We start from the raw sequence: 19,355 nt of genomic DNA, 5'->3' as shown, positions 1-19,355 counted from the left end.
GAAGCCTTTTCGGGAAGGGCCTCCGATAAAGACCGTCGCGATCCGGGGGAATGCCGGGAAAGCCACCCGCGCACGCGCATCGGCCCCTGAGTGGAAACGGCCAGAAAGGGTTCCGCGTCCCCTTTCGATCGTCTTCCGCGCCTCGGCCGCGTCCCCCGCCCGTGAACGCGGCCGAGGCGTGTCAGGGGAGGACGCGTGCCAGGGCCCGGTCCACGTCCCAGCGTTCGACCTCGGTCAACGGCGCGCCGGCGCTCTCGCGCAGTCCGGCGGCACGGGCCAGCAGCTCCGCGGCCGCCGTGTGCTCCCCCGCCAGGGAACGGGCGCCGGCCTCGCCCTCCAGGGCCAGGGCGATGGCCCGGGGGTCACCGCTGAGACGGGCCCGCTCCCGGCCACGGGCGTGCAATTCCAGGGCACGCTCCGGTTCCCCCCGCTGTTCGGCGATATAGCCCAGTTGGGCGAGGATGAACGCCGCGCCGACGTGACCGTCGGTGCGGTGATTCCATTCCAGCCAGCGGGTGAGCGACCGTTCGGCACGGTCCAGGTCGCCGCGCCGACGCGCGATCAGCGCGATGCCCGCGTCGGCGAACTGCCGGGCCACCGCGTCGTCCTGTTCCTCGGCCGACCGCAGGGCGCGTTCGTGCAGGGCGTCGGCGCGGTCCAGGTCACCGGTGAGCAGGGCGACGCGCCCCAGCCCGGCCAGGTGGCGGGAGACGACGAGGTCCAGGCGCAGGTCCTGGGCGATCCGCAGGCCCTCCTCGTGGCGACGGGCGGCGTCGTCCAGGTCGCCCCGGGCCTCGGCGATCCGGGCCAGGACGTCGGAGGCCTGGAGGAGACCCCACGGGTCGCCCAGGTCGCGCAGGAGGGCCTCGGCCTCCCGGCCGGCGGCCGAGGCCTCGGAAAGGTCGCCCCGCCCGAAGGCCGCCAGGGCGAGGGTGACCTGTGACAGGGCCGCGCCCCAGCGGTCCCCGGCCTCTCGGGCCGTCTCGTGGGCGGCGGCGACCCTGGCGGTGGCGACGGCCGGATCGCCGAGCGCCCACCGGGTGAACTCGGCGAACCAGGCCAGCCGCGCCCGGGCCACCGGATCCCCGATCCGTCTCAGGTGGTCGTGGACGTCGTCCCGCCACCGTTCGTCGTCGGTGGCGTGCACCGCCAACGCGGCCCGCAGCACCGTGGCCCGCGCCCGCGACTCCCCCGGCGGACCCCCCGTCCCGGCGGGAGCCCCGAGCACGGCGGCACCGGCGGCTTCCACAGACCCGGCAGGCACGACGGACCCGATGGCCCCGGTGGTCCCGGTACCCTCGACGGACCCGATGGCCCCGGTGGTCCCGGTACCCTCGACGGACCCGATGGCCCCGGCCGCCCCCGGGTCAGCGGACATCCCGGGCACCTGCGACGTCACGGCCCCGGCGGGCGCGGCGGACCGGCCGGTCGTTCCGGCGGGGGTGTCCGGGAGGGCGAGGGCGGTGTCCAGGGCCGCGCGGGCCTCTCCCGCCCGGCCGCGCAGGAAGCGGTACCAGGTCAGGGCGACCACCAGCCGCAGCGCGGTGCGCGCGTCGCCGGACCGGGCGGCGAACGCGGAGGCGGCGCGCAGGTTGGCGTTCTCCCGATCCAGGAGGGCGAGCGCCCGAGCCTGTCCCGGACCGCGCAGCCGACCGTCGGCGTCCTCCGCCACGGCGGCGAAGTGGGCGGCGTGGCGGGCGCGCGTCCCCTCCTCCTCCGACTCCGACAGGTGTTCCAGGGCGTAGGCCGCCACCGACTCCGGCAACCGGTAGCGGGTCCCCTCCGCGTGGGTCGTCGTCACCACCAGTGACCGGTCCACGAGCGCGCCGACGAGTTCCGGCGACCCCCCGCAGACCGTGTCGACGGCGGCCGGGTCGCAGCCGTCGGCGAACACCGCCAGCCGGGACAGCAGGGCGCGCTCCGGGCCGGTGAGGGGCTCCCAGCTCCAGTCGATGGCGGCGCGCAGCGTGCGCTGGCGGGCGGGCGCGTCCCGGCGGCCCCCGCCCAGCAGGGCGAACCGGTCGTCGAGACGGGCCGCCAGGTCGGTCGCGCGCAGGTGGCGCAGGCGGGTGGCGGCCAGCTCCAGGGCCAGGGGGATGCCGTCCAGGCGGCGACAGAGCTCGGCGATCGCCGCGACGGTGTCCGGGTCGGTGCCCGGCCTGGCGCCCGCGGCCTCGGCGCGGGCCAGGAACAGGCGGGCCGCCCCCGAGGCGGCCAGCGCCCGCGGGGTGTCGTCGACGGGCACGTCCAGGGGCGCCAGCGGATACAGGTACTCCCCCGCCACCGACAGGGGTACCTGGGAGGTGGCCAGGATCCGCAGGTCGGACACCCCCGCCAGTAACCGGGCCGCCAGGTCGGCGACCCCCTCGACGAGATGCTCGCAGTTGTCCAGGACCAGCAGGGCGCGCCGTCCGCGCAGCAGCGCGCCGATCCGGCCGGTGAGCGGCCCGTCCCCGTCGCGCACGCCGAGCGCGGTGGCCAACGCGGTCACCGGGTCTCCCTCGGAGTCCAGGGCGGCCAGGTCCACCGGCCGGGCCGGGTCGCCGGCGGCGACGGCGCGCGCCACCGCCAGGGCCAGGCTGGTCTTGCCCACCCCGCCGGGACCGGTGACGGTGACCAGACGGTGTCGGTCCAGGAGGTCGCGCAGGGCCGCCGCCTCCGTGTCGCGACCCACCAGGTCCACCACGGCGGCGGGCAGGTTCCCGGCGGGCGGCGCGGGGATCAGGCCGTCGTCATGGACCAGGATCGCGTGGTGCAGGGCGACCAGTTCCGGCCCGGGGTCCACGCCCAGGTCGTCGGCCAGACGGGTGCGCAGCAGGTCGTAGTGGCGCAGGGCCTCGCCCTGACGGCCGGCGGCGTACAGGGCTCGGATCAGGGCGGCGTGCAACCGCTCACGGTAGGGGTGCTCCCGGGCCGGTGGGGCCAGGGCGTCGGCGAGTTCGACGTGCGCGCCCAGGTCGAGGCGGGCCTCGGCGAGGTCCTCCAACGCGGTCAGCCGCCGTTCCTCCAGGTGCGCGGCGGCCTCGCGGACCGGCTCCAGGTCGGTGAAGCCGGCCGCGGCTGACCCCCGCCACAGGTCCAGCGCCCGGGTGAGCAGGTCGACGCGCCCGCGCGGATCGGCGGTGTCCCCGGCCCGGTCGATCAGGTCCTCGAATCGGGCGAGGTCCAGTTCGACGGTGTCCAGCAGGTACCCGGGCGGTCGGTGCCGCACCAGGGCGCGACTCCCCGCCTCGGCGCGTTCCAGGGCACCGCGCAGCTGGGAGACCCGGGCCTGGAGCACGGCCCTGGGCCGGGCCGGCGGGTCCTCCCCCCACAGGTCGTGGATCAGCCGGTCGGTGGGGACCACGCGGCCCCGGGCCAGCAGCAGGAGCACGAGGAGGGAGCGGACCTTGGTGTCGTGGACGGGCACGGGCGTCCCGTCCTCGGCCCGTACCTCCAGCGGACCCAACACCCCGAAGCGCATGGGCTCACCGTAGCGTTCCCGTAGGACACCCGTGGCGGAGGGCGACATCGTGATCCCACCGGGGGCGGCGAGGTGCCGCCCCGTGAGAGGGAACGGGGACCGACATGGGCGTCTATGAGAACCGCAGGGCCGTGGTCATCGGCGGGACGCACGGCATGGGCCTGGGCGTGGTGGAGGGACTGCTCGCCGGCGGGGCCCGGGTGCTGCTGACCGGCAACAACGAGAAGAACCTGGAGGCGGTGCGCGGTCGGCTGGGCCCGGACGTGTACGCGGTACGGGCGAACGTCGCCGACCCGGCCGAGACCGACGCCCTCGCGGAGACCGTGGAGGGGACGCTGGGCGGTGTCGACCTCCTGCACGTCAACGTGGGCGTCTCCGAACTCGGGATGTTCCCCGAGGTCACCGAGGAGTCCTTCGACTGGATGTTCTCGATCAACGTCAAGGGGGTGTTCTTCACCGTGCAGCGGCTGCTGCCGCTGCTGGCCGACGGTGGGGCGATCGTGTTCACCACCTCGATCACCAACGCGACCGGTTCGTCGGGCATGGCCGTGTACAGCGGGACCAAGGGCGCGGTGATGGCGTTCGCCCGGGTGCTCGCCGCCGAACTGCTGCCGCGCGGGATCCGGGTGAACGCGGTGGCGCCCGGGTTCGTCCACACCCCCTCGGGCGGGTTCACCCGCGCCACCGAGGCGGAGAAGGCGGAGATGGCGCGGATCGGCGACGAGGCCACCCCGATGGGGCGGCACGGCACCATCGCCGAGGTGGCGCGAGCCGTGCTGTTCCTGGGGTTCGAGGCGACCTTCACGACCGGGGTCGAACTGGCGGTGGACGGAGGCCTGGGCCAGGGTCTGCAATGACCGGACGTGTCCGTCCGGTGCGCGCCCCGGAGCGGACGGGGGCCGGGCGCCGCCGGGCGAGCGGTTCTCGGACGCCTCTCCGGGGAGGCGGGCCGTTCGGCTCGGGCCCTGTCGGGGCGTCGCCGCGCCTCAGTCCAGGAGGAACTCGCCGACGACCTCGCCCTCGTCGACCCGACCGGTCTTACGGAAGCCGAGCCGGAGGTAGAAGTCCTCGGGGGATCCCTCGCCGGGCACCCACGAGACGGTCACCCGCTTCTGGCCCCGACGCCGGGCCTCCGCCAGGACCGTCTCCACGGCGAACCCGCCGTAGCCCTTGCCCTGTTCGCCCTCGGCGACGTTGAGCCGCCAGATCCCGCAACGGTGATCGGGTTCGTCCTCGTCGGGGTCGAAGTCGGCCATGACGAACGCGACGGGCCGGTCCCCGTCCAGGATCAGTCGGGGCCAGGCGGTCTCGCGTGAGGCGTAGGCCTCGGCGAGGGAGTGGACGACGGGGGCGACGAACGTGTTCTGGTCCTCGCGGACCCGCACCTTGATCGCGGCGCGGACGTTCTCGGGGGTGATCTCCACCGCGCGGAGGGATGAGCTGTTCATGCCGGACACCCTAGATCCCACCACCGACGGATCACCACGGGTTCTCGTCGTCCAACGCCCGTCGCCGACGGAACGGTTCGTTTTCGGCCACGATCGGACACCGGGGCTTCAGGGGGGCACCGCACGGATAGGAAGGGAACGTGAAGAAGAGAACGCGTCCTCTGTTCCCCGCGCTGGCCGGGGCCGTCCTCGTCGCCCTGATCGGCGCCCTGATCGCCGTGCCCTTCCTGAACCGTGGTGGCGACGACCCGGAGGTCATGGTCCTGGCCTACATCGAGGCGGTGGCGGCGGACGACGCCGAGGCGATCCGTGCCCTGACCGGCCCGGGTACGGGGCGCGCGGACGCCGAACGGGCCCTGGCGGCGGAGGGCGGCGGCCCCGCCCTGGAGGTCGAGGGCGTGTGGTCGGAGCAGCTGGGCGCGATGTGCACGGTGCGTGTGGACGGTGTCCGCGACGGCGTCGAGGAGACCTGGGTGGTGCGGGTGGTCGCGGAGGCCCAGCGGTGGCCGGTCCGCGTCCTCCTCGGCCGGGACCAACGCTGGTACCTCGACCTCCCGGAGGAGGCCTCCGCCGGCCCGCGCCCTGAGGAGCCCGACTCCGACGCGCGTTCCTGGACGAGCGGTATGTGCGGGTCCTGATCACGTTCACGCAACTCCTCGGGATTGGCCGGGAGCAGGAGTTCACCGCCCATCAGTGGTCGTGACGAGCATCAGCGTGCAACCCCGCAGAACCAGTGGTGAGAGGCGTCGTGCCCGTGCGCGCACCTCGCCGGGCAGAAAGCGTTCCAGGATGGTGTGTGAGGCCCCGTCCGGTACGGGGTACCGCTCATCGGCCACAGATTCCATTACCGGGCTGGGATATGGCGGGCTGGTCGGCCCGGTCGGTGAACATGACCGACTCGGAGTGCCCGGTGTACTCGGGTCGGGCAAGCGGCGAAAGAGGCGCCGACCCGGCAGTGGGCCCATACGGAGTCAGCGGCGTTCGGCATCGGCGAGTAGGCGGACCAGGACGCTGGTTCACAGAGGCGATCACATCATCGTCCAGAGGGACGTAGGGTGCGGCCGGAAGGACGCCGAGGTCACGGGTGACATTCTGATCCTCGACGCCCTTCGCCCGTCCGCTACCGGTTCAGGGATTTTCCATCAACGAGCCGGGGCAATCGGCATCGAAGCGTTGTGGCATGAATTCTTACCTGCTCTCAACCCTGTCCCAGAATTCACGCACGCCCGACTGCGTTCCATCGTTGGCCAAGATCGCTGCGGCATTGCATTTCAATCGCAGCCTGACTTTTGGCTCGCCACTGGCAGCGAGAGTTTCAAGCGTAGCCAATTCTGTTGAACTCAAGTCACTGACAAAATTCTTCCAATAATCCGGACCGTAAGCCTGGGTCCACTTCAGCCTGTTTTCTTCCGCCTGATGATTGCGACGCAGAATTACTGACATTTCTGCTTTTCTCGAAAAGTTTGTCAGGAAGTGACGCGCGGCCAGCACATCGGCGGTGGGGGAGACATCGGATTCTTCCTCCGCGTCCACGACTTCTGCTCCGTGCTTTCGAAGCGCGGTGAGGATTTTTTCTTTTCGATCAAAAAGCTCACTGGGGAGAAGCAACTCGATCAGATCAGCGTGGCGCACGCCTCTCAATCCAGAAAGATCTTCGGAGGGGCCCACCCTACGAATTTTCTTGATTCTGGTACCTTCGAGATCGAGATGCCATCCCGAAGCACTCGGGAGGACCAGCGAGGAAACTTCGCAATGGACCATGCGAAAATGACCGAACTGCACTTCACCAAGATCGAGCTCATCCGTGAAGATGGCGTTGGAGATGTCAACGCCAGGAATTCTTTTTGTTTCACGTACCATGGCGGACCAGAGCGATCCCAGATTGGTCGCGGCAACGGTTGACTCTCTGTGGCGTTCGGCTTCGAAAATCCCCGGGAGAAATCCTTCAATGGCTTCAGCGATTTTCTCTGCACCGGACGTGGCCACTACACTTGTGACGGTGGCTGATCTCCAGTGGGACTGTTGCAGCATGGTTCTGAAAAGATTGACGTGACCGGCTTCGATATACTGGCTTGCCGCACCAGCCAAGAACTGATCGAAGAACAGTTCATGTTGGAAGCGGAAGCGGGACGCAGACGTTTCATCCGAACTGGAAGTGATACCGCAGAGCACAGGAAGGCGCTGCTTTAAATGACGCCTTCCGGGACTCGTGAGTTCTTCACCGATGGCACTCTCGGCCGCAAGTTCTAATTCACTGATATCAGCTTCTCTCTCCTCATTGCTCGCCATGAACTCGGCTACGCACTCGAACATACGTCGAAGCTCTGAGCTACTGAGCAGGGCTTTGTCCGACTGACCCAGGGTCAGCTTTCCCTCTTCGCGCTCAACGTACTTTTTAAGCAAGTGCTCGGTGAGCGTACCAAATTCGGCGCCGTTTTCGCTTGGCGACAGTATCATTTCAACAAAAGCGCGAGCGAAGAAGGGGAGGCCGAGCAACTGGAGATCATGATCTGACAGGCGTTCCAGATTTTCCTTATGGACACCATGATCTTCTAAAAAAGAAATGACATCATCAAAAGTCCAGCGTTGCACTTCCGCGATGCGGTGGCGCACGAGCGGAAGTCCTTGCTTATTGGCACGCTCCACGCTAGAACGGTACTGGCCCATGTAGTACGAGGAGCGGGCGGACACGACGACCACGCCACGCCCTCCGAGTTCGTTGAGCCACGGCCGCAGCGATCCGATGGCATCACTATAACCAACGCCGCCCAGAAGTTCATCGAAACCATCGATGAGAAGTGTCATCAGTCCATTGCGGCATAGAGCTTTCACACCGGCATCGGTAAGATTCCGGGTGGACGCGACCGCGCTCGACACCACCGTTGGCAGGCTATCGAGAACCTGGCCGGTGGAACGGACGTAAAGAAAAAGGGCCTGATCCGAGGACTGGCCTTCCTCCAGCGCCTTTTCAACGGTTTGAGCCCTAGTCTTGGCTGCGTTCACCATGGCCCTGGTCTTACCGATACCGGCCTCTCCGTTGATGAACACCACTTGGGTTTGCCCTCGGTTGGCTTGAAGATCCTCATCGACCCCGTCGATGAGTTGGTTGAACGTGCAGGCCGGCTGGGAGTGACTACCGTCCATGTCAGAAACGATGACCTTGGCCATCCGGGTAGTATTTGATTCTCGCGGCGGCCAACCCAGCGTCTCGGTCTCCTCTTTGGCGAGTTGCGTCTCGATCTGCTCCAATTTCTGTCGTAGACGTGTGGCTACGACTCGCCAGTTGGCCAGTGACCTCAAGTATTCAGAGTACAAAACCCATCCGTCTTCGCCTCTCCATTGCCTTGTGTCGTTGGGTCCGAGACGGAAGTAGTCCCGACGAGGCTGGGTTCCCGTTCCTTCACCGGTTGCCTTGGTCCAATAAAATTCAAACCCCTGTTCACTTTCCGAGTACACGGGAGAGGAATCCTCATCAGCGAATCCCTGAATATCTCGCTCGACATCTTTGGCAAAATAATTCAATGCATTGTTTTCCTTGATGCCTTCTTTGAGGAGTGGGTGAAGCGCACTGATGATGGTTTCTTCCGATGTGGTGGCGAACACTTTTACTCCACCGAAACTGAGGTATGTGGGATTGGCCCCCCGGGATCTGGAGAAAAGATGCCACTCACTTTCTCCAGTGACGTACATGAAAGGCCACAACACCACTTCGTCCTGATTCCAAACAAATGAAGGACGACGCGGCTTCGATGAATCTTGGCGGTCCTCAGAGATATACAGCTCAGCCCCGGATAGACATTCGATGATAATGCCAGAGACAGACTCTATGAGATTATCCAGGGTAGTCAGCTCATTCTGTCCGGTGGGCAGAGGGCCGCCATGACTGATGTGATCTCGGAGACGCTTGACATTGCGAAGTTCTCCCGGGACCTCAGACACACCTTGGTCATAGATTTTCAGAACGTCGCTGACGGCCTGACACACCCGGGATGCCGAAATATTCTGACATTGTTCCAGCTTCGATCCCGTTCGACGCAGCACTCCAATCCATTCCCCAAGCCCAGGAGACCTGCCAATGGCAGAATCCGGCAAGCCAGAAGACCGAATCGTGGAAGAAGCCAGAAATGCAAGAAACCGGAACTCGAAATCAAGAATGGAAAACCCTTCATGGACACTTCGAGGACGTTCTGCGACCGAAGAATAAGAGGACATCATATGGAGGAAGACCGCCCGTGGCGTGTCGATCACTGGACCTCCGGCATGGCATTGGATCGGCTTACCGTGCCCATCTTATCGATTCCCAGGAGATCGCACCATAATTAATCACAAAATGCTCCCAATGGGGTGTTATTTGCATTTTGGGTCTTTTGCGTGAAATAAAACAAAAAAGACTTTTTGATGCATTCCGTGTCTTGATCGCCACTTCGATGCGCCACCGCGACCAGGATGAGGGCCGCAGCTCGTCGTCTCGTTCACCGACACCTGAACGGGCACGGTGCGTGTGGACGGTGTCCGCGACGGCGTCGAGGAGACCTGGGTGGTGCGGGTGGTCGCGGAGGCCCAGCGGTGGCCGGTCCGCGTCCTCCTCGGCCGGGACCAACGCTGGTACCTCGACCTCCCGGAGGAGGCCTCCGCCGGCCCGCGCCCCGAGGAGCCCGGCCGCGAGCGGGCCACCGGCTACGGCGTCTGCGCCTCCGCCCACTGCGACGGTTCCTGACCCCGCCCCCGGGCCGCCCCGGGAACCCCGGGGCGGCCCGTCACGTGCGGACTCAGTTCCCCGGAGTGGACGACGCCCAGTAAAGGGACTGGGCGACCTGGCCGAAGAGGCCCTTGGGGTGATGGCGGAACATCGGCTCGGTGCCGAAGAGCACGACCGGGGCGCCCTGGGCCGTGCCGCTGATCACCGACGCCCGCCCGGCCGCCGCGTCGGGCCCGCCGGAGCCGTTGGCGGCGGGCCGCCAGTACCCGGCCACGAGCGGGTCGTCGCCGTAGGCCTGCTCCACCGCCACTCCCTCGCCGAGCCCGGTGAACCAGCCCGGCGAGTACACGAACGCGTGCCCGCCGGTCCCGGTGAGCACCCCCTCCCCCGCCGTCACGGCCACCACGCCGTTGGCGTCGGAGCGGCCCGTGATCCGGGTCGCCGCCAGCAGTCCCGCCTGGTCGTTGAGGCGGGCGCCGGTCGCGCCCCGGCCCACCAGGCCGCCCCCGGAGGACAGGAACCCGTCCAGGGCCGCGCGGGCGTCGGCGTTGAGGCCGGTGTAGGTCAGACCGGCGCCCGCGTAGAGCACGTCCACCTCCGACCAGTCGAATCCGGCGTTGAGCACCGCCGTGGACACCGGCACCAGGTCGAACCCGAGCGCGTCCAGGGTGAAGACCTCGTCGGCGGCGCCCGCCACCGCCACGGTGACCGGTTCCAGGACGGCGTCGCCCGGTTCGGCGGCGGCCTCGAACACCGAGCCGTGGCGGTCCGCGGCCCCTTCCACCGCGTCGGCGGCCTCGGGCGCGATGACGGCGCCGCCCTCGGCCCAGGTCACCTCGGCCCCGGTGGCGAGCACCTCGTTGAGGGCGGCCGCGTCGGATCCGTCGGTCACCGTCAACCGCCAGCCGGCCGTGTCGGGCGCGTCCACCCGCCCGGTGGGCGCGGCCACGGTGACCGGCGCGGTCGCGACCGTGACGGCCTCCTGGACCGGATCGACCTCGGCACCCCACAGGAGCCCGTGACTCCAGCCGGATATGTCGTACATCGCCTCGACGTCGTCGCTGATGTCGCGGCCGGCCTCCAACAGCACGTTGGCCATGCCGCGTTTGGGCTGGTGCATGTCCACCACGTGGGAGCCCGCCGGGTAGTCCTCTCCCGCCACGGTGAACGACTCCTCGGCGCGCCCCACCCGGACGTCGTTGGCGATGAGGAAGTCGACCAGCCGGGCGGTGGCGCGGTCGGTACCGGGCAGCACGTAGGCGCGCGGGAACTCGGTGGTGTACACGTCCTCGGGACCGAACCCGGGCACCCACCCCTCGGGCGGCACGACCTGCTCCTCACCGGCCGCGCCCCGACGGAAGACCTCGATCTGGTCGCCGACCAGTTTCCCGCGGTTCTCCCGGGCGAAGTCGATGGTGGCCTCGATGGTGGCGGCGGAGATGTCGGTGTTGATCGCCGCGCGCCGCCGCAGCTCCTCCTCGGGCAGGTTCCCGTAGTCGGCGTTGTTCACCCGCATCGGGAACTCGACCGTGGCCGAGGCGACCGCGCCCTGGTAGGGGGCGTACATGGGGGTGAAGACGGGCGGCCAGTCGTCCCATCCGTCGGTGCTGTCGCGGAACGGGATCTGCGGCGGCAGCACCCCGTCGTCCTCGGGCGTGTACCCCAGCTCCAGGACGGCCTCCTCCATCCTCAGCGCGTTCTCGTACGTGTTCTCGATGAAGATGTCGTACTCGTAGTTCTGGCCGTGCGGGGGCGTGCACGGCTCGATGAGGGTGCCGTTGACGTACCCGTGCTGGTCCACCATGACCAGCGGCTGGGTGTCGATCATCACCTGGCGCACCGCCGCGGTCTCCGGCTGGGACACCGTGACGAAGTCGCGGTTGAGGTCGAACCCGGCCGCGTTGGCCCGGGTCCCCGCCACCCGACCGTCGGGGTTGGCGGTGAGCACGAAGTACAGCCGCGCCCCCTCCAGCATCTCCTCGGTGTCGGCGTCCCCGCTCGTCGCCAACTCCTCGATGACCCGCAGCGAGGCGTCCGTGCCCTCCCACTCGTTGCCGTGGATGTTGGCGTTGACCAGCACCGGGGCCTTGTAACGGTCGGGCAGGGTGCGGTCGCGGTCGGCCCGTGCGGGATCGTCGGAGATGAGTTCGCGCATCCGCCGCTGTTGGTCGGCCCGAGCCCGGTTCTCCGGTTCGGTGACCGTGACCAGGTAGAGGTCCCGCCCTCGGGTGCTGGTGCCGATGACCTCGGCGCTGACCCGGTCGGAGGTCTCCATGAGGTCGTTGAGGGTCGGGGCGAGCTCGTGGTACGGGGTCAGGCCGAGCTTGATGGAGTGGTCGGCGGGGTCCTCGGGGTGGACCGGGAGTTCGCCCTGGCGCGGGTAGGGGGCGGTGTCGTCGACGCCGGGCGCCCGGGGCGCGGGGGCGGCGAAGGTCTGCGCGGGCGCCGGGAACGGGGTGGCGGCGACGTCGTGGCGTTCGGGTCCGTTGCCGTGTTCTCGCTGGGCGGGATCGGCCAGGGCGGGCGCCGGGGCGATGAGCACGCCGGCGGCGACCGCCGCGGCCACGGCCGTCAGCGCGGCACGCCGGTGGGTGGGCGGGGATGGGTACACGGGGGTCCTTCCTGGGGGGCGTCCCCTGCTTCCTACCGGGGCGTCGCCCGGCGGACAAGACGTGCAGCGGTGAAAAGACCGTTTCGTGCGACATCCGGTCGTGTTACCGGCCCCATGACCTGGCATGGTGTCGGCTCGGCGCCGCGTGTACCCCAGGCCGGCGCCCGAACGCGCCGTTTCCCCCCATGGGCGTCGTCACTCCGACCCGGATCGCCCGTCCCACAGGGGATCCCGGCACCGTAATCCGGATCACGGGATTTTCCGGGTCGAGCGGGGATTGCCCTCCCCCGATCACGTGTTGGAGGCGGGAGTGCGGCCCTTCCGGGTCATTCACGGCGCCCCGCCCGAAGGCGGCTCACGGCGGCCATGCGCACAGTGCGTTCCGCGCACCTCAGAACATCCCTTTTTCTTCCGGTAATGGAGATTCTCCGGTGACCCTTGCCTCCGTGCGCCCCGATCGCCGCCACGCGGCGACCCCGACACTCCCGACGATCCCTTCCGTCCCGGCGCCCCCGCGGCGGTCGACGCCCCCTGCGGCCGGTCCCGGCCGTGCCCGCGCGCTGCTGCTCATCGTGGTGCTGGGCGCGCTGTCGGCCATCGGCCCCCTGGCCACCGACCTGTACCTGCCGGCGCTCCCGGAGATCGCCGCCGACCTCGGCACTAGCGAGTCCGCCGTCAAGCTGACCCTGACCTCGGTCATGGCCGGCATGGCGCTGGGCCAGCTGGTGGTGGGCCCGCTCAGCGACCGGTGGGGGCGGCGCGGTCCGCTGCTGGTGGGCACCATCGTGTTCACCCTCTCCACCGGTGCCATCGCGTTCGCCCCCAACGTGGAGGTCTTCACCGTTCTCCGGTTCGTCCAGGGCCTGTCGGCCGCGGCCGGGCTGGTCGTGTCCCGGGCGATCGTGCGCGACGTGTTCGACGGTGACGCCGCCGCCACGTTCTTCTCCCGGCTGGTGCTGTTGTCGGGCCTGGCCCCGATGCTGGGCCCGATCCTGGGCGGGCAGCTGCTGGTCATCGGCCCCTGGCCGCTGCTGTTCGGCGTGCTGGGCGCGGCCGGGCTGCTCACCACCGCCCTGGTGTGGTGGGCGCTGCCCGAGAGCCTGCCGGTGGAGCGGCGCACGGCGGTGGACCCGCGCGGTCAGCTACGGGTGTTCGGAGCCCTGCTGCGCGATGTCCGGTTCATCGTGCCGACCATGACGCTCGCGCTGAGCTTCGGGATGAGCTTCACCTACATCTCGGCGTTCTCGTTCGTGTCCCGCAACGAGCTGGGGGCCGACGCCCGCCAGTTCGCCCTGGTGTTCGCGGTGACCACGCTCGGCATGATCGTGGGCAACCAGATCAACGCCATGCTCATCAGGAGGGTGGAGATCCACCGTCGGCTGATCCTGGGCCTGGCCGGGTCGATCGCCTCGGTGGTGGCGCTGGGCGTCCTGGACGTCTCCGGTTCGGCCTCCCTGCTCTCGGTGACCGTCGCCCTGTTCGTGATGATGCTGTTCACCGGGCTGGTCTCCCCGAACGCGACGGCGCTGGCGTTGGCCGGGCAGCCCTCGCGCACGGCCGGGAGCGGCTCCGCGCTGCTGGGCACCCTTCAGTTCGGTATCGGGTCCGCGGTGGCGGCCCTGGCCGGCCTGGGCGGGTCGGTGACCCTGTCGGGCATGACCGCGGTCATGCTCACCGCCGCCGTCGGCGCGGCCGCGGTGTTCGCGTTGGCGGCGGTGCCCGCGAGGCGCGCCCGCGCCGCGACCGTGTGAATGTCGGCACGGAACGTTAATCTGGGCGGTTCACGTAAGGCGACCCGGGGGGAGCGCATGTCCACTTTTCCGAACCCGCAGGCCCGATCGTTGACCTCGCAGGAGCCCGGTGAGTGGGGGGAGACGCTGGCGCGGTTGACCCGGGGCACGGGGACGGCCTGGTTGACGGTGTCGCGTCCCGACGGGACCCCGCACACCCGTCCGGTGCTGGCGGTGTGGGTGGGCGGTCAGCCGTTCCTCGCCTCCGGTGAGGGCACCGCCAAGTCCCGGTTGCTGGCCGGCTCCCCGCAGGTGAGCCTGGCGTTCGCCGTGGAGGGGATGGACGCCGTGGTGGAGGGGGTCGCCGAGCGGGTCGGTGACCGCGATCGCCTCACCTGGGTGGCGGCGGCCTACGCCGAACGGTACGGGTGGGCGCCCGAGCCGGGTGAAGGGGGGTTGATCGGCGCCGAGGGCGCTCCGACGGCCGGTCCGCCCCCGTACCTCGTGTACACGGTGGTGCCCTCCACGGTGTTCGCGTTCCCCACCGGGGAGGACGGCCCGGCCCCCACTCGTTGGCGATTCGACGTGTGGCCGTGACCCTTATCGGGTGAAACGTGCCAGTCTCAGGGGTAAAGGTCGGTCAGAACACCGTGGGCCGCCCCCGACCCCTCTGGAGACGGAAGATGCGCGTGAAGATCGTTCTCTCGACCCTCGTCGTTCTATGGCTGGTGATCGGCGTGGTGGCCGTGTTCCAGCGCGGACTGTTCAGCGACAACACGTCGTGTTCCAATATCGGCTACACCCTCGGGACCGTCTTCGTCGGACCGTTGAACTACATGGGGGTGAACCCGACCATCGAATGCCCGGCCATGCCCGAACCCTCCGAGTGATCGACGCGCTGGGGCGGGGTCTCCCCCGCCCCACCGGCGATCAGGCGCGGACGGTGAAGGCCGCCCGCAGCAGGTCCTCCTCGCGGGAGGAGGGGCCCACCCGCAGCTCGAAGTCGCCCGGCTCCACCCGCCGCGCCCCGGCCGCGTCCACCAGGGCGCACTCGGCCACCGGCACCTCCACCGTCACCCGGCGGCTCTCCCCCGGGGCCAGCTCCACCCGCCGGTAGGCCTTGAGCTCCCGGTCGGCCCAGGTGACCGAGGTGACGGTGTCGGAGACGTAGACCTGCACCGTCTCCAGCGCGGGCCGGTCACCGGTGTTGGCGACGGTCACCTCGGCGCGCACGACGTCGTCGGCGCCGACCTCGCCCCGCTCCACGGTCAGGTCCGAGTAGGCGACCGTCGTGTAGCCCAACCCCTCCCCGAACACGAACGCGGGCCGCTGGGTCAGGTCCGCGTAGCGGTCGCCGTGCTGGCCGCGCACCTGGTTGTAGTAGGTCGGCTGCTGCCCGGCGTGGCGGGCGTAGGAGATCGGCAACCGCCCGGACGGCTCGATGAGCCCGAGCAGGAGCTCGGCGACGGCCCGGCCGCCCTGCATGCCGGGGTTGGCGGCGTGCACCAGGGCCGCCGCGTCGAGCGCCGACGCGGGCAGCACCAGCGGCTTGGAGGAGATGACCACGACCGTCATCGGGGTGCCGGTGGCGGCCAGCGCGTCCAGCAGCGCGATCTGGGCGCCGACGAGTTCCAGGGTGGCGGTGGAGCGTCCCTCCCCCACCAGTTCGATGCGGTCGCCGACGACGGCGACGACGTGGTCGGCGGCCTCGGCGGCGGCGACCGCCTCGGCGATCATCGTCTCGTCGGGTTCGGCCGCGTGGACCACCGAGGGTCGGGGCTGGCCGTCGGGGAAGGTGTCCCCGGCCGGGTCGGGACCCCAGTGGCAGATGTCCGCGCCCCGGGCGTGGACGACCTTCCAGCCCTCGGGGGCGTGGTCGCGCAGCCCGTCCAGGACGGTGCGGGTCATCTCGCGGGGGTGGCCGTCGGGGAGCCAGTCGACCTGACCGGAGGCGCCCGCCCAGTCGCCGAGCTGGGTGTGGGGGTCGTCGGCGTTGGGTCCGACGACCGCGATGATGCGCACGGCCTCGTCGTCGCGGGCGCGGGCCCGACCGGTGTCGTCGGCCTCGCGGGCGTCGGTCAGCGGCAGGGTGCCGTCGTTGGCGAGCAGGACCAGGGAGCGCCGGGCCACCTCCAGGTTCAATTCGGTGTGCTCCCGGGAGCCGATGACGGCGCGTTGGCGGGCCGCGTCGGGGTGGCGGGGGTTCTCGAACAGGCCCAGCTCGAACTTGAGGGTGAGGACGCGGGCGACGGCGGCGTCGATCTCGGACTCGGTGAGCGTCCCGAGGGCGACGGCCTCCTGGGCGGCCTCGAAGAAGGCGGGGGTGGCCATCACCATGTCGTTGCCGGCCCGGACGGCGGCGGCCGCGGCGGCCGTCTGGTCGGGCCGGATGCGCTGTTCCCACACCATGCGGCCGACGTTGTCCCAGTCGGTGACCAGGGTGCCGGTGTAGCCCCACTCGCCGCGCAGCACCTCGTCGAGCAGCCAGGAGTTGATCGTGATCGGCACCCCGTCCATGGACTGGTAGCCGAGCATGAAGGTGCGGCACCCTTCGCGCGCGACCCGTTCGAAGGGGGGCAGGAACCAGGAGCGGAGCTTGCGCCGGGACAGGTCGGCCTCGCTGGCGTCGCGGCCGCCCTGGGTCTCGGAGTAGCCGGCGAAGTGCTTGGCGCAGGCCAGGATCGCGGTGGGGTCGTCCAGGCCGGCGCCCTGGTAGCCGCGCACCATGGCGGAGGCGTACTCGCCGATGAGGAAGGGGTCCTCGCCGAAGGTCTCCCCGACACGCCCCCAGCGCAGGTCGCGCGTGATGCACAGGACGGGGGAGAAGGTCCAGTGGATCCCGGTGGCGGCGGCCTCCACGGCGGTGGCGCGGGCGACGCGTTCGAGCAGGTCGGGGTCCCAGGTGGCGGCCATCCCGAGCTGGGTGGGGAAGATGGTGGCGCCCTCCCAGAAGGAGTGTCCGTGGATGCAGTCCTCGGCGATGAGCAGGGGAACGCGCAGCCGGGTCCGTTCGGTGAGCGCGGCCGCCTCCAGGACCGACTCGGGCGAGGTGTGCAGCAGCGAACCGACGTGCATGTCCTCCACCAGTGGGCGCACCCCGCCTCGGGCGTCCAGTTGGAGCATCTGCCCGACCTTCTCCGGCAGGGTCATCCGGGCCAGTAGGTCGGCGACCCGTTCTGCGACACTCCGTGAGGGGTCGAGGTAGGGGTGAGGGGCGTTCACCGGGGCTCCTCCTGTGATGACAGAACGTATCGAAGGGTTACCGTAAGGCATGGGAGCGATCCCATGAGGGCTACGCTACGACACCGGGCCTTGTCCCACGACGTCGGGTCCCTCGACATCGGCGTCCCGATCGTCCCTTTCGTCCGCCCCTTTCCCCTCGGGCGAACGCCGCTACGGCCGGAGCGAACGGAATCCGAGGGCCCGGCCGGCGGTCCGCGCCACGACCCCGGCGGGGTCGGTACGGGCGTCACCCGTCCGGATCGCGGTACCGGGAACCGATCGCGCGTCCCACCCGCCCGGCCTCCCCCGCCTCGGAGCGGCGGACGGACCGGTCGGGCCGGTCGGGCCGCCGCCGATCCTCCCGGCGTCCGGGCGGTTCACGCGATGGGGCCGAACAGGTCGACGCGGTCCAGGGCGCCGCTGTCGAGGGTGTCCAGGGCGGGGCCGATCTTGCGCTCCTCGTATCCGAAATGGGTCTCCATGATCGCCTCGATGCCATCGAGGTGGCGGTGCAGTTCCTCGGACCCGGCGCCCTGGGACAGGGCCTTCTCCAACGCGCCGATGAGGTGATCGAGCATGGAGTGGTCCTGCTTCAACCGGGCGACCACCGGTTTCAGCGCCGGGTCGGCCGCCACCAGCAACGGGAAGAGGGCGGCGTCCTCACCTCGGTGATGGCCGGTGAGCGCCTCGCAGAAACCGTGGCAGTAGAGCAGCAGGTCGCGGGACGGGCTCGCGTCGGCCTCGCCACGGTCGATGGCGGCGCGGGCGATGCCGATCGCGTCCCGCAACCGCCGGTGGACGGCCGCCAGCTCCTCGCGCCACGCCGTGACCCGTTCCCCGCTCATCGTCCCCCTCGTGGTCGAAGCCCAGGAGAAGATAACAGGATCCCGGCCGGGCCGCCGGTTCTTCTCAGGGCCCCGTCCGGTTCAGGGGAAGGTGGTGCCGGGACAGGAACCGCCACAGCTCGTGGTGGGCCTCCACGGTGTCGGTGGTGCGCCCCTTGTCACCGGAGACGTCGGCCCCCGGCCAGGTGTGCCCGCCGCCGTCCACCACCAGGTGACGCACGTGGGCGCCCTGATCGCATCCGGACCACTCCAGGACCGTGACGTCGAGACCGGACCGGGTCGTCTCCGGGCCGGACCGGCAACCGTTGGCGAGGGCGCGGTCGGCGTTCCAGCGGGCGAGGTCGGGCAGGCCGCGCCCGACGTCGCCCGTGTAGGGGGTGGTGGCGTCGTCGGTGCCGTGGAAGGACACGATCGGAACCGGCCGGGCCGGGTCGCACTCCAGGCCGTGGGGGTAGAAGGCGCCCGCCACCGTGGCGATCGCGGCGACGCGGTCGGGGATCGCGCAGGCCAGGAGCGCGGCGAACCCGCCGCCGTTGGACATGCCGACGGCGTGGATCCGGGTACGGTCCGCGCAGAGTCCGGCCTCCACCGTGTCGAGGAGCGCACGGGTGAAGGCCACGTCGTCGACGCCGGGTGGGGAGTAGGGGGCTCCCTGCCATGCCGATCGGTCGTCGTCACCGATGAGGCCGTCGGGCAGGACGACGACGGCGGGCAGCCCGGTCAACCCCGACCACTCGGCCATGCGTTCGCCGCTGCCCCCGCGTCCGTGGTAGGCCAGCAGCACCGGCCAGGAACGGTGTTCGGTATAGCCCGGGGGCAGGTGGAGCAGGTAGGAACGTTCCGATCCGCCGCTGGTCAGCGAGTACCGCACCGCGGCGCCCGGTTCGTGGGGCGGGGACAGTCCGCACCCCGTGGACCGGTGGGCGGCGACCGGGTCGTCGGGGAGCGGGATCGTCGCCCCCGGCACGGTCACCAGCAGGACCGCCAGGGTGAGAACGAGCGCCGAGCGGCCGAGCGCGCGGACCGGACGTGGCAAAGGCGCTCCCCCATCCACTGTCCGAAACGGTGCCTTGACATCTCGATGACGCTATCGCCCACAGGGGGTGAAAAGGGTTCTCCGACGCCCGATGGTGAATCGGGTCGGTAAGCGGAGGGATCCGGCTCAGTCCCGAGGCGGCAGGGAGCCCAGCGGCCCCAGATCGAGGTTGAGGTCGGCGGCGGACAGGTCATGGCGCTCACGCAGTTCGGTCATGCGCTCCTCCAAGAGCAGGATAAAGCAGGATGAGGTGAATTGATTTTTCCGCCCATCCGGGTTCTGGAAAAACAAACGAATCGAC

General features: G+C 69.8%; 14 protein-coding genes. 6 read left to right on the top strand and 8 right to left on the bottom strand.

Annotated features, from left to right (window positions below):
• Positions 1 to 181: 181 nt before the first annotated feature.
• Complete coding sequence (locus tag PWG71_RS22540; RefSeq protein WP_274811938.1) at positions 182 to 3,463, bottom strand: BTAD domain-containing putative transcriptional regulator; 3,282 nt, start codon at positions 3,461 to 3,463, stop codon at positions 182 to 184.
• 104 nt (positions 3,464 to 3,567) lie between these two features.
• Here PWG71_RS22540 and PWG71_RS22535 point away from each other — a divergent pair, with 104 nt between their 5' ends.
• A complete protein-coding gene (locus PWG71_RS22535; RefSeq protein ID WP_274811937.1) occupies positions 3,568 to 4,320 on the top strand; it encodes an SDR family NAD(P)-dependent oxidoreductase in 753 nt (250 codons plus the stop codon).
• Between the two features lie 129 nt (positions 4,321 to 4,449).
• Here PWG71_RS22535 and PWG71_RS22530 read toward each other — a convergent pair whose 3' ends face one another.
• Positions 4,450 to 4,911: a GNAT family N-acetyltransferase gene (locus PWG71_RS22530; protein ID WP_274811936.1), complete on the bottom strand. Its 462-nt coding sequence runs from the start codon at positions 4,909 to 4,911 to the stop codon at positions 4,450 to 4,452.
• A 140-nt stretch (positions 4,912 to 5,051) separates the two neighbouring features.
• Between PWG71_RS22530 and PWG71_RS22525 the strand changes: the two genes are divergently transcribed.
• Entirely contained in the window at positions 5,052 to 5,549 is a 498-nt protein-coding gene (locus PWG71_RS22525) for a hypothetical protein (RefSeq protein WP_274811935.1), read from the top strand.
• Positions 5,550 to 6,099: 550 nt separating this feature from the next.
• Here PWG71_RS22525 and PWG71_RS22520 read toward each other — a convergent pair.
• Positions 6,100 to 9,159 carry an NACHT domain-containing protein gene (locus PWG71_RS22520; RefSeq protein ID WP_274811934.1) on the bottom strand — a complete coding sequence of 1,020 codons (3,060 nt, stop codon included), beginning with the start codon at positions 9,157 to 9,159 and terminating at the stop codon, positions 6,100 to 6,102.
• A 253-nt stretch (positions 9,160 to 9,412) separates the two neighbouring features.
• Between PWG71_RS22520 and PWG71_RS22515 the strand changes: the two genes are divergently transcribed.
• Entirely contained in the window at positions 9,413 to 9,628 is a 216-nt protein-coding gene (locus PWG71_RS22515) for a hypothetical protein (RefSeq protein WP_274811933.1), read from the top strand.
• Positions 9,629 to 9,680: 52 nt separating this feature from the next.
• Here the strand turns inward: PWG71_RS22515 and PWG71_RS22510 are convergent, their stop codons facing one another.
• On the bottom strand, positions 9,681 to 12,221 hold the full coding sequence (locus PWG71_RS22510) for a M14 family zinc carboxypeptidase (protein WP_274811932.1): 2,541 nt from the start codon (positions 12,219 to 12,221) through the stop codon (positions 9,681 to 9,683).
• A gap of 431 nt (positions 12,222 to 12,652) precedes the next feature.
• Here PWG71_RS22510 and PWG71_RS22505 point away from each other — a divergent pair, with 431 nt between their 5' ends.
• The 3 genes from PWG71_RS22505 to PWG71_RS22495 all read left to right on the top strand — a co-directional run bounded on the left by PWG71_RS22505 (position 12,653) and on the right by PWG71_RS22495 (position 14,841).
• Positions 12,653 to 13,972, top strand: coding sequence for a multidrug effflux MFS transporter (locus tag PWG71_RS22505; protein WP_274811931.1), 1,320 nt, complete (start codon positions 12,653 to 12,655; stop codon positions 13,970 to 13,972).
• A 57-nt stretch (positions 13,973 to 14,029) separates the two neighbouring features.
• Positions 14,030 to 14,548 carry a pyridoxamine 5'-phosphate oxidase family protein gene (locus PWG71_RS22500; protein WP_274811930.1) on the top strand — a complete coding sequence of 173 codons (519 nt, stop codon included), beginning with the start codon at positions 14,030 to 14,032 and terminating at the stop codon, positions 14,546 to 14,548.
• An 86-nt stretch (positions 14,549 to 14,634) separates the two neighbouring features.
• Positions 14,635 to 14,841 carry a hypothetical protein gene (locus PWG71_RS22495; protein ID WP_274811929.1) on the top strand — a complete coding sequence of 69 codons (207 nt, stop codon included), beginning with the start codon at positions 14,635 to 14,637 and terminating at the stop codon, positions 14,839 to 14,841.
• A gap of 40 nt (positions 14,842 to 14,881) precedes the next feature.
• On the opposite strand, the gene PWG71_RS22490 is transcribed toward PWG71_RS22495, so the two are convergent.
• From PWG71_RS22490 to gvpK, 4 genes are all read right to left on the bottom strand, one after another.
• Positions 14,882 to 17,173: an exo-beta-d-1,3/1,6-glucosidase gene (locus PWG71_RS22490; RefSeq protein ID WP_274811928.1), complete on the bottom strand. Its 2,292-nt coding sequence runs from the start codon at positions 17,171 to 17,173 to the stop codon at positions 14,882 to 14,884.
• Between the two features lie 377 nt (positions 17,174 to 17,550).
• Positions 17,551 to 18,018, bottom strand: a complete 468-nt coding sequence (locus PWG71_RS22485; protein WP_274811927.1) for a hemerythrin domain-containing protein — start codon at positions 18,016 to 18,018, stop codon at positions 17,551 to 17,553.
• 64 nt (positions 18,019 to 18,082) lie between these two features.
• On the bottom strand, positions 18,083 to 19,054 hold the full coding sequence (locus tag PWG71_RS22480; protein WP_274811926.1) for an alpha/beta hydrolase family esterase: 972 nt from the start codon (positions 19,052 to 19,054) through the stop codon (positions 18,083 to 18,085).
• A gap of 126 nt (positions 19,055 to 19,180) precedes the next feature.
• A complete protein-coding gene (gvpK, locus tag PWG71_RS22475) occupies positions 19,181 to 19,282 on the bottom strand; it encodes a gas vesicle protein GvpK (RefSeq protein ID WP_274811925.1) in 102 nt (33 codons plus the stop codon).
• Positions 19,283 to 19,355: the final 73 nt, after the last annotated feature.

The organism is Nocardiopsis sp. N85 (assembly GCF_028882275.1).
GTDB lineage: Bacteria > Actinomycetota > Actinomycetes > Streptosporangiales > Streptosporangiaceae > Nocardiopsis > Nocardiopsis lambiniae.
The sequence above is the reverse complement of the archived record's forward strand: the minus strand, read 5'-3'. Positions and strand labels throughout refer to the sequence as shown.